The 10,591-nt window shown below is 68.7% G+C and carries 9 protein-coding genes; 4 read left to right on the top strand and 5 right to left on the bottom strand.

From position 1 onward, the window contains the following. Positions 1-590: 590 nt before the first annotated feature. Positions 591-1,559, top strand: a complete 969-nt coding sequence (locus ACWDA7_RS45585) for a ferritin family protein (RefSeq protein ID WP_450613151.1) — start codon at positions 591-593, stop codon at positions 1,557-1,559. Positions 1,560-1,987: 428 nt separating this feature from the next. Here ACWDA7_RS45585 and sigJ read toward each other — a convergent pair whose 3' ends face one another. Continuing rightward, positions 1,988-2,941 (bottom strand): RNA polymerase sigma factor SigJ, encoded by a 954-nt coding sequence (gene sigJ / locus ACWDA7_RS45580; protein ID WP_450613149.1) that lies wholly within the window; start codon positions 2,939-2,941, stop codon positions 1,988-1,990. Between the two features lie 151 nt (positions 2,942-3,092). Here sigJ and ACWDA7_RS45575 point away from each other — a divergent pair, with 151 nt between their 5' ends. Continuing rightward, positions 3,093-4,229: an LUD domain-containing protein gene (locus ACWDA7_RS45575; protein ID WP_450613147.1), complete on the top strand. Its 1,137-nt coding sequence runs from the start codon at positions 3,093-3,095 to the stop codon at positions 4,227-4,229. A gap of 90 nt (positions 4,230-4,319) precedes the next feature. Here ACWDA7_RS45575 and ACWDA7_RS45570 read toward each other — a convergent pair whose 3' ends face one another. From ACWDA7_RS45570 to ACWDA7_RS45555, 4 genes are all read right to left on the bottom strand, one after another. After that, positions 4,320-4,547, bottom strand: coding sequence for a hypothetical protein (locus ACWDA7_RS45570; RefSeq protein ID WP_450613146.1), 228 nt, complete (start codon positions 4,545-4,547; stop codon positions 4,320-4,322). Positions 4,548-4,588: 41 nt separating this feature from the next. Next, entirely contained in the window at positions 4,589-6,625 is a 2,037-nt protein-coding gene (locus ACWDA7_RS45565) for an ATP-binding SpoIIE family protein phosphatase (RefSeq protein ID WP_450613153.1), read from the bottom strand. A gap of 651 nt (positions 6,626-7,276) precedes the next feature. Further along, positions 7,277-8,065, bottom strand: coding sequence for a hypothetical protein (locus ACWDA7_RS45560; RefSeq protein WP_450613144.1), 789 nt, complete (start codon positions 8,063-8,065; stop codon positions 7,277-7,279). A 72-nt stretch (positions 8,066-8,137) separates the two neighbouring features. Then, the gene (locus ACWDA7_RS45555) at positions 8,138-8,683 is read right to left on the bottom strand and encodes a LuxR C-terminal-related transcriptional regulator (protein ID WP_450613142.1); all 546 of its coding nucleotides are present in this window, start codon (positions 8,681-8,683) and stop codon (positions 8,138-8,140) included. Between the two features lie 21 nt (positions 8,684-8,704). Here ACWDA7_RS45555 and ACWDA7_RS45550 point away from each other — a divergent pair, with 21 nt between their 5' ends. Further along, on the top strand, positions 8,705-9,043 hold the full coding sequence (locus ACWDA7_RS45550; RefSeq protein WP_450613140.1) for an aldo/keto reductase: 339 nt from the start codon (positions 8,705-8,707) through the stop codon (positions 9,041-9,043). A 189-nt stretch (positions 9,044-9,232) separates the two neighbouring features. Then, positions 9,233-9,685 (top strand): aldo/keto reductase, encoded by a 453-nt coding sequence (locus ACWDA7_RS45545; RefSeq protein WP_450613138.1) that lies wholly within the window; start codon positions 9,233-9,235, stop codon positions 9,683-9,685. Positions 9,686-10,591: the final 906 nt, after the last annotated feature.

The following is a 10,591-nucleotide window of genomic DNA, read 5'->3' as shown; positions in this document are numbered from 1 at the left end:
TCGCCCGTGCCAGATGAGTGCCCGATCACAGGGCACATCACAGGGAACCACGGGGACGAGTGCGGCGAGTCTCCCGCGATCGCGCGGGCTAGCGCTTTGCCAGGCCAGCCACAGGGCGCGTACGGGATCTTCCAAACTAGTGCTCCAGCCCGGAGAGAAAAGCCGTGCTTGTCGAGACTGCGTGCGGCTGCTGACACCAACAAGCGCGAACCGGACCTCAGTGGACGATCGGCCGAGGTGAAGGACCAACTGGTCGACGTCGACGGCCCCCAGAATCGACCTGATAAGGATGCGGCCAGACCCGACTGGGTCAATCAGGCTCCGCCGATTTCCGCTGGCCACTTCACGCCTCAAGCGACGCTGAACGGTCCCGCGTGTGTTCCGCGGACGGCTCGGGCAGCGGGCAGGAACCGGATGCGGGGTTCGTTAGGGCCGGTCACGCACCTAAGCAAGCGGAATGCGGTGACCGACAGCAACGTGATCACCATGCGTAATCACCCAAAAGGGTCGCGTGAAGGGGCGACGGTGTACGTGTGCGGGTCGCATGGGACGGGGCGCCCACGCAGAGGAGTGCCCTGGAAGGAGCCATCATGTTCCGCCACTCGATACGTACGCTTGTGCTCGGCCTGTGCACACTGACCGCAGCGTCCCAAGCTGCAACGGCTGTGGCGCTTACCCTGCCGGGTGATCACCACCAGGCCACGTACGCCGCCACCCAGGCCCTCCGCTCGCAGACCCTCTCCGACCTGACGACGGCCATGAAAGGAGAGGCGTTCGCCTACGCCTCCTACAACCTCTTCGGTACTCAAGCCGACGGCCAGGCCTACCCGACCGTCGGCGAGCTCTTCCGCACCACGGCACAGACCGAACTGAACGAGCACCTGCACGAGGCGGCCACCCTGGCCGGTGTGGTCGGAACGAACGCGGCCAACCTGCGCGCAGCCATCAACGGCGAAACCTACGAGCACCAGGTCATGTACCGCCGCTTCGCCGACCAAGCCCGCAAGGACGGAGACATCGAGGCTGCCAAGCTGTTCACGGAGATCGCCGCGGACGAGGGACGCCACCGCGACGCCTACCGCACCGCGCTGACGGTCGTGACCACCGGCCGCGGCACCATCCCAGCGCCGCCGAAGGCCGACACGGTGTCGGTCCCCGCCGGACTGCCGAAGGTGAAGGCCGCCCGTACCCGGGCCAACCTCGACACCGCCATGCACGGCGAGGCGCTCGCACACGCCAAGTACATGCTCTTCGCCGCCCGCGCCCAGCAGACCGGCAACCCTGCGCTGGCCCGCCTGTTCGAAGGCACCGCCGGGGTCGAACTGCACGAGCACTTCGCCGGCGAAGCGGTCCTGGCCGGCCTGGTCAGCGCGACGAAGGACAACCTGAGCAGGGCCATCGCCGGGGAGCACAACGAAGCGACCATCCTGTACCCAGGGTTCGCCAAGCGAGCCACCGCTGTCGGCGACACCGCCGTCGCCGGCTACTTCCGCGACACCGCCGCCGACGAGGCCAAGCACGCGACCGCCTTCGAGCAGGCACTCGACCAACTGCACTGATCCTGGTCGAGCCGCGAGACCGGCCGGGCACAGGGCAAGAACGCCCGGCCGGTCGACGTCACAGAGCCCGGCCGGACTGCCACTGGCACGGTTGACGCCGCCTCACCCCCTGGAGCCGGACCCGCTCGCTGAGAAACGGCCATGCCAAGCCGCCTTCGCACCCGAGTCACCGATCCGGTACACGTCAACACCACGCGGCCTCGTCCGTCCCGGCTCTCTGCTGTGCTCCCGCACCGCTGCAGGATCCCAGCCTTTGCCCTCAATCCGAGCGGCGAAGATACGGCACCTCTCGTCGGTCACCAGCGGCGGGATGACCGGCAGCGTGCAGCTCACCGTGAGCTGACGCCGCCCCGGCGAACAAAGCGCCCCGGAACCCCCTCGGTTCCGGGGCGCTTCACGCTCCCACGGCCGCCGGCCCGTGAGGGCGGTCAGGACGGCCCCCATGGGCGGAGCTTGTCCGGATTGCGTACCGCCCAGATGTGCGTGATCCGGTCGTCGTCGGCGACCTCGAACGCGAAAACCGTCTCGATCCGGCCCTCGGACTCGACCACCAGGCCCGGCAGCCCGTTAACCGTGCGCTCGAGGATCGTGCGGGGCGGCGCGAACCGGGCGATCGTCAGGTAGAGGCGGGCGATCTGCTCGGCGCCCTCGATCGGCAGCAGGTGGGCTACGACGCGGCCACCGCCGTCGGAGATCGCGGTGGCGCCCGGGTCCAGCAGGCCGATCAGGGCCTCAATGTCCTGCGCCTCCCAGGCCGCCTTGAACCGCCGGACGACGCTCGCCTGGCGGGCCGGGTTCGGGCTCGCCTCGGCCCGCGCGGCGGCGATGCGACGGCGGGCCGAGGACGCCAGCTGACGGCACGCCGCCGGGCTGCGGCCGACGATCTCGGCCACCTCGGCGAACGGGTAGCGGAAGACGTCGTGCAGCACGAACGCGACGCGCTCGGCCGGGGTCATCGACTCGAACACGACCAGGAAGGCCATGGTCACCGACTCGTCGAGGGTGATCCGGTCGGCCGGGTCCACGCCGGCGCCGCCCGCCGACCCGGCGATCCACTCAGCCGGGTCGGGCAGCGGCTCGGGGATCCATTCTCCGACGTAGGCCTCCCGCCGGGCGCGCGCCGAGCCGAGCAGGTTCAGGCAGATGCGGCTGGCCACCTTCGTCAGCCAGGCGCCCGGGGACTCGACGGCCTCCTGCTGCGCCCGGGACATCGCGTACCAGCGGGTGTAGGTCTCCTGGACGATGTCCTCCGCGTCGGCCAGGGACCCGAGCAGCCGGTAGGCGAGATTGAGCAGCTGTCGTCGCTCGCTCATGATCGTGCTCAGGCCCGGGTCCCACTGCTCGTCTGCCTGCCACTGTGCCTGTTCCGACGGACTGGTCATACGCTCTCCGGCTCCCTCGTTCACGTTCCCTCTCCATTACGACAAATCAGAGCGGTGAAATGTGAGGTCGGCGGCTCGCCTCACATTCGGCGGGGCTGCGTTGTCGGACCGGTGAAGACGAGTACACCATCCACAGGACAGGACGCTGAGCATGAACGACTTCCAAGAGATCGCCGACCGCGTCGAGATCGAGGCCCTGCGCGGCGAGTTCACCGACGCGGCGATGATGCGCGACCGTGCCCGCCTTGCCGCGCTGTTCACCCCTGACGGCGTTCTGAGCATGCCCAACGTCCCGGTTGAGCTCATCGGCCGGATGGAGATCCGGACCGGAGGCGAACGCCTGCAGAGCCAATGGGACTTCTTCGTGCAGAACAGCCACCCGGGCACGATCCGGATCGACGGCGACACCGCCACTGGTCGCACCTACATACAGGAGATCGCGCGTCTGCTCGACGGCCGCTCGGGCCTGAACTTCGCCATCTACCACGATAGCTACCGGCGTACGCCGGAGGGATGGAAGTTCGCCGAGCGGGTCTACGAGGTCAGGTACGTCGACACCACCCCGCTGGGGGGTTCGGCACCCGGCCCCGACGCTCAGGGGCACGGCTCTGGTGAGGCCGGGGACGCCGGCCGGGCACCGGGTGCCGGTGAGGTGGACGCGTCGGCTACGGGGGCGGCCGACGCCTTCAGCGCACCCGCGTCCGCCGAACGGCTGGACCGGGCGATCGCGGCGCTGCGGGCGAACGGCTTTACCGCCGAACTGCTCGACGACGCCTCGGCGGCCCGCGCCCGCATTAAGGATCTGATCCCGGAGGGCGCGGGCGTGTTCACCGGGGCCAGTGAGACGCTTCGGCTCTCCGGCATCGCGCAGGACATCGAGACGGACGACCGCTACCAGGCCATCCGGCCGCGCGTCCTGAAGATGGACCGCGCCACCGAGTCCGACCAGATCCGCCGGCTCGTGGCCACCCCCGACGTCTTCGTCGCCAGCGTCGCGGCCGTGACCGAGACCGGCTCGCTCGTCATCGCCTCGGGCAGCGGCAGCCAGCTGCCCGCCTCGGCCGGCGGCGCCGCAAGGACGATCTGGGTCGTCGGGGCACAGAAAGTGGTGCCCGACCTGAGCACCGCACTGCGCCGGGTCACGGAGCACGCCCTTCCGCTGGAGACCGCACGCGCCCAGGCGGTCTACGGGCAGCCGAGCGCGGTCAACCGTCTGCTCGTCCTCAACGCCGAGCCGCAGCCCGGGCGCGGCACCGTCCTGCTGCTGCGCGAGGCCATCGGATTCTGACATCCCGCGCGGTGAGGACGTCAGAACGCCGCGGGGGCGGAAGGCGAGCCGTATCGGGACACCGTCCGCCCCCGCGCCCTGCCTTATGGATCAGCCTCCTGCGGGCGACTCCCAGACGGTCAGGTCCAGGGCGATGGTGTCGCCGTTGAAGTCGATGACGGCGGCGAAGGCGGGTCTGCCCTGGGCTGAGGTCATGAACAGGCGCATTCCGCGCTGGTTCACCGTGCCGGAGCCTTCCGGACGGGTGGTCACCAGATCGGAGCACTCCTTGCCGGTGGGGTTGGTCTTGGGCATCCATTGCGCCACGTTGCCCTGCATGGTGCCGGAGCATCGGCCAATGCACCGGTCCCCGACCCTGTTTACAGTCGCAGTTCGGCCCAGATGGTCTTTCCGTCTGGCCGCTGCCGTGTGCCCCAGCGCTCGGCGAGCTGCGCCACGATGAACAGCCCGCGGCCGCCCTCGTCGAACATGCGGGCCCGGCGCAGGTGGGGGGCGGTGTTGCTGCCGTCGGACACTTCGCAGATCAAGGTGTCCTCACGGATCAGGCGCAGCCGGACGGGGCGCCCGCCGTAGCGGATGGCGTTGGTGACCAGTTCGCTCACGACGAGTTCCGCGGTGAACGCCAACTCCTGCAGGTTCCAGCCCGCCAGTTGGAGCGAGGCGAGGTCGCGGGCGCGGGCGACCTCGGCGAGATCCTCCGACAAGTCCCAGGTGGTGACGTGTTTGCTGTCGAGTTCTTGGGTGCGGGCGATGACGAGGGCGACATCGTCTCTGGCGCGACCAGCGACCATCGAGTTCAGGACGCGGTCGCACGTGTCCTCAAGAGAGGGTGTCGGCTCGGACAGGGTTTTTCGCAGACGTTCGAGCCCTTCGCCCAAGTTACGCCTGGGGGATTCGATGAGACCGTCGGTGTACAGGGCAAGCAGGCTGCCTTCCGGCAAGTCCAGGTCGGCTGTTTCGAAAGGCAGGCCGCCGACGCCCAGGGGAGGGCCGGCGGGAATGTCGAAGTAGTCGACGTCTCCTCCTGGACGCACCACGGCCGGTGGTGGGTGACCGGCGCGTGCGGCAGTGCAGCGGCGTGAGACCGGGTCGTAGATCATGTACAGGCAGGTCGCACCGACCTCACCGAATTCCGCTCCCACGTCCCGGCTGGCCTCCTGCATGTGGTCCATGATCATGCGGCGTTGGATGACGAGGTCGTCGAGGTGGGTGAGCAGTTCGTCGGGCGGCAGGTCGATGTCGGCAAGCGTGCGTACCGCAGTTCGCAGACGCCCCATGGTTGCCGAGGCGTGGACGCCGTGCCCGACCACGTCGCCCACGACCAGGGCGACGCGGGCCCCCGGAAGCGGGATCACGTCGTACCAGTCGCCACCTACTCCGGCCTGGGAATCGGCGGGGATGTAGCGCGTGGCTGCTTCCACGGCCGACTGCTTCGGGGCGATCTGGGGCAGAAGGCTTTGCTGAAGTGCCAGGGAGGTGTTGTGCTCGCGGGTGTAGCGGCGGGCGTTGTCCGCGCATACTGCGGCTTGTGCCCCGATTTCCTGCGCCAGTAGCAGGTCATCGGCATCGAAGGGCTCCCGGCGCGGGGAGCGTGTGAAAAGTGCCGCACCGAGGGTCACTCCCCGGGCGCGGAGGGGGACCGCCAGCGCGGAGTATGGTGCGTTCGTGTTGGCGTCGCTTGGATCGGCAGGCCAGCAGGCGGCATCGGCGATCTCCGCCCTCATGGGTTCGCCTGTCCTCAGACTCAGGGCTGGTACCGATCCCTGGGGGTAGGTGACGGTCTCGCCCGGCCGTGCAGTGCCAGCAAGAGCGACCGGGCCCGATTGCCGGGCGGTGCGGCGCAAGGTGATCTCGCCCGAGTGAGGACCCGGGGCAGGTTCCTCGCCTTGAAGGACACGATCGAAGAGGTCCACAGCGGCGTGGTCTGCGAAGCGGTGAACTGCTACTTCGATCAATTCCTCAGCGGTTCGAGCCACGTTCAGCGTGCTGCCAACACGACTGCTGGCCTCGCTGAGCAACGCGAGCCGCTCGCGAGCGATCATGAGGCGTGCGAATCGTCTCTCCCCCGCAATACGGACGCGGCAGACGACCACGCTTATACCCAACGCGACGACCAACGCCATGATGACCGATATTTGACTGGCCTGCCCGATTTCCCGGAGGAATATCCCGTAGATCGCAATGGCGGCGGCCAGGTTGAAAAGGCCCACGATCACGGTCTGTCGCAGCGGCAACAGACCACTGGCCACGACAGGGATCAGTACCGAATACTCCGGTAGTCCCATGACCTGCACGTGAGAGGCAGCCAAAGCCAATTCCAGGCCTGAGATCAGCGCAACGCCGAGGAGCAGGAAGGCGAAGCTTCTGCTTGGCTGAATTGGTCGCACGTAGTACACCTCCAAAAGCCAGGAGGGTCGCCATCCCGGCCTTGCGGCGGGCCCCTGCGCGCTGTCAGAGGCCTTCACGCAGTTCCATCCGACGACAACCTGGACTATTTCCCATCGTTGGAGGCTGCCGGCCATCGTGCCACCCGAGTTCCGCAACGGACAGGCACACCGACTGCCGCGCACCCGAGGGCAGTGTTGTGTCCAAGCGGTCGCACAAGGGGCGAAGTACAGCGCCCGCTTTATCCTGGCTGGGATGCCCTCGCAGCTCGGTGGCACTGTCGCGCCGAGCAGACCGTGCACTGCGCCGAAGCGAATCGCCCGGACCACGATCACTGACGTGACGCTGTCAGCCACCCGCGCGCCGGCAAGCACCCTGGCCTGCCGGCCGCCCCCGCACCTGCTGACGGGCCCTCCGAGCCCCGTCAGCGCTCACGCTTGCCCCCACCGCCATCAGCAGACCGCAAACTCGTAGCTTACGGATTTCCTCTCCGTGCCGAACCCGGCAGCTCATTTGCGCTGGACGGGTGCGAGGCGAGCCATCCGTGAAGAAGCTGTGTCTGAACCTGTTGGCGCAGGTCAAGAGCTCATCAACGCCGCCTCGGAGTCGTAGCTCCGTACGCAATACGGTCTCGATGATTGAAGGCCGGACGGGTGAGCGGGTCAGCCCTCTGTGTCCTCCTGCCCGGCCACGTCGCCGATGGCGACGCGCAGATCATGCATGCCCTGCAGGATATCGATGACGGCTTCCTCCGCCCCGCCCAGAGCCCGTCGGGTTCCCTCCACATCACCGTGCTCCGCATGCAACTGGGCGCTGAGCGTATACACCGCCGTCATCACGGCGGCGAAGGCAGCCTCCCGGCCCCGTGACAGCTCCTCCGCCCCGGGCGAAATCTGCATCGCCGTACGGTGCAGCCTGTTCGACAGGACGTTGACCGCAAGACCGGGATCAGCGCCCACCTGATCCGTCCAGCCAAGCGACGTGTCGAGGACGTCCTCGATTCCCTCCTCCCCAGCCAGACGCGTCGCGGCCGTGATTTCCAGCTCCGTCTTCGCCAGCAGACTCCCCAGCAGATGCAGACGGTCCTCTTCCCGCGGCCCCTCGGGTCGCACTTTCGTATCAACCGCCGGCTCAGCCCCCAGAGCCGCCAACGCGGCATACACCTGTTCAGCAGTCACCGGCTGCTCGCTACTGATGCTCACGCTCTCAGCTTCACCGCACGAAGACGCAATCCCCCGCCCACACACCGACAGGTTCAAAAACAAGCCCCACCAGCCCATGCCGAGCGCCTCCACGCCAGTGCAGGGTCGTGGCCCGTCCGCCCGGGAGCAGCGGCGCGTCGACAGCGACGCGCGCGTCCGGAGGATCGAGCGGCTGGCGCCGGAGGCCGTCACGCGTAGCGTGGCGTTCATCGTCGTCAGTCCCCGCCACGTCGCGGTGAACGAGATCATCGTCCGGGCGGCAGATCAGACCCGGTGAGGCGGCAGGGCCACTGCGCAGGGCCTGGCCAGACCAGGTCAGAACTAGCGCGGCCTGGCTGAGGACCCGTCGCCCAGGAGCGGCAGTGCCTCCCGCAAGGCTCTGCGTGACGTGATGCCGAGCTTGATGTAGATCTTCCGCAGGTGCCATTCGACGGTCCGCGCGCTGATGAACAACTCGGCGCCGATCTCCGGGTTGGTGCGTCCGTCCCGGGCCAGGCGCGCGATGTGCTGTTCTTGCGACGTGAGTCCAGTCGCGGCCTGGGACTCCGGCTTGCGGAGTTTTTCCCCGGCCGCGGCCAGCTCGCGGCGGGCCCATTCGGCGAACGCCTCCACGCCCATGGCCGAGAACCCTTGGTGGGCGGCCCTGAGCTGGTCGCGAGCATCGGTGGGCCGTTGCTCGCGGCGCAGCCACTCGCCGTACAGCAGACGTGCCCGGGCGGCCTCGGGCCGCAGCGGCGTGCGGTCGATGCGCTCGATGGCCTCTGCGTACCGCGGCTCTGCCTCGGTGCCGTCGGTGAGCAGGGCTCGGCATCGTAGCTCGATGCCCACCGGCCAGTCCGAGTCGCCAGCGGCATCCGACGGGCCCACGCAACGTTCCCTCTCACCGTCGTGCAAAGCGAGTACTCACTCTTCGAGCGCGGTGCGGAGCACAACGGGGTCCTCGACGCCGTCCAGCAGCTCGGCATCGGCTTCGTCCCGTATTCGCCGCTCGGCCGCCGCATGCTCACCGGCGCACTCACCAACCTCGACGCGCTCGACAACAGCGACTTCCGGCGCCACGACTCCCGATTCCAGGGCGAGAACCTCGACGCCAACCTGCGCCTGGTGGCCGCGATCAGCCAGGTGGCCGCCACCAAGGACGTGCTGCCCTCGCAGCTCGCCCTCGCCTGGCTCCTCGACCAGGGCCACGTACCCATCCCGGGCACGCGCCGGATCCAGTACCTGTAGGACAACCTCGCCTCCGCCGACATCGTTCTCACAGACGCCGACCGCGCCGCGCTCGAGGACGCCGCCCCGATCGGCAAGGCCGCCGGCGACCGCTACTCCGCCGGAATGCTCGCGACCCTCGACGCCGATTCAGACTCCGCGCCCCAGCAGCACTGAACCAGGCCGCCACCACTCGAACAAGGAGGACCCATGTCCGCAACGACCGGACACGTCACCGAGACGATCACGATCGGCGGAGACCTGACCGTCGGCCGGATGGGCTTCGGCGCCATGCGGCTGACCGGCGCCCAGGTGTGGGGCGAATATCCCGACCACGACGGCGGCATCGCCCTGCTGCGCCACGTCATCGACTCGGGCGTCACCTTCATCGACACCGCCGACGTCTACGGACCGCACTCCAACGAGCTGCTGATCCGCGAGGCGCTTCATCCATACCCCGACGACCTCGTGATCGCGACCAAGGGCGGCTTCGTGCGCGGCGGGTACCCGTACGACACACTCGGCGCCGTCGGGAACCCGAACTACCTGCGGCAGTGCGTGCACATGAGCCTGCGCCGGCTCGGCCTGGACCACATCGACCTGTACTACCTGCACAGCGGAAGGGCGACCGACGCCCCCTTCGAGGACCAGCCCACCAACTGACCCTGCTCCCCGTTCCGGGGAACCGACGAAATGGGGCTTCACAGGTGGCGGTATGCGGATGCGGGCCTGCAACCCCTTCATCGGCCCCGGTGACGGCGCCGGCGGCTGGCCAGACCGCGCCCCTACCAGAGGTTCATCGCCACTGCCGCGCTTCGCGCGATCCCCAACGCGTTCCTCAAGCAGGCCGCGTCCGGCGCGGTCATCGTGGCCCCGGTCGGCTACGGCATCCTACGAGTCACGGTGACAGCCCCTGGCCATGGCACGGGATGGCTCCTCCCGGCCCGGGCCCACTTCATGCCCCGCCGTACCTCGTCCGTGCCGCCTGCATTCGACGCGGCCCGGGAAGCCGAGCCCACCAAGACCACGACAGCGCCGAGTGACGTCTTGGGACGGCTGCGGTTCCCCCCTGTCACTGGCACTGCTCGGGCACACCAGGTGCTCGTGGCGCGATGAAGGGGGCGAGCCGACGGCCGTCGGCATCTGGACGGAGGACGGGGCGACCGCGACGGCTCACGTCTCTGGCGCGGTACGCCAGGTCGGACCGCGCCGCCTGCGGGACGTCGTTGAAGGCCTCGCCAAGACCTTCGCCGGTGAACCGCAGCGGCAGGAGTTTCACTCAACATCACGCCCAGCCGTCAGATCGCCTGGTACCGGACACGTGACGGGCCGGCCTGGAATCTCCCGCAATCCCAGTGACGAGTCCCCCTGGCCACAGCCCCGTGAGCGCCGGGGCTGGTCCGGACAGCGCCCGCTGTGTGGACCACGTGCGGGGAGGGTGCGGCCGGGGAGTTTGCCACGTGTGTACTCCTCGCACGCTCATGGCGTGCTCCCCCTCCAGATATCGGTGAACCGGTCGAGCAGGTGCGCCGCCGCCGTGACGTCGTCGGTGAGCGGCCGGTCGGCCAG

The organism is Streptomyces sp. NPDC001156 (assembly GCF_053598275.1).
This window is presented reverse-complemented; position numbering and strand designations above follow the sequence as displayed.

Bases quoted from the DNA above. Each gene is read 5' to 3' on its own strand.
- ACWDA7_RS45585 (WP_450613151.1), top strand. From the start codon at position 591: ATGTTCCGCCACTCGATACGTACGCTTGTGCTCGGCCTGTGCACACTG.
- sigJ (WP_450613149.1), bottom strand. From the start codon at position 2,941: ATGACCAGTCCGTCGGAACAGGCACAGTGGCAGGCAGACGAGCAGTGG.
- ACWDA7_RS45575 (WP_450613147.1), top strand. From the start codon at position 3,093: ATGAACGACTTCCAAGAGATCGCCGACCGCGTCGAGATCGAGGCCCTG.
- ACWDA7_RS45570 (WP_450613146.1), bottom strand. From the start codon at position 4,547: ATGCAGGGCAACGTGGCGCAATGGATGCCCAAGACCAACCCCACCGGC.
- ACWDA7_RS45560 (WP_450613144.1), bottom strand. From the start codon at position 8,065: ATGATCTCGTTCACCGCGACGTGGCGGGGACTGACGACGATGAACGCC.
- ACWDA7_RS45545 (WP_450613138.1), top strand. From the start codon at position 9,233: ATGTCCGCAACGACCGGACACGTCACCGAGACGATCACGATCGGCGGA.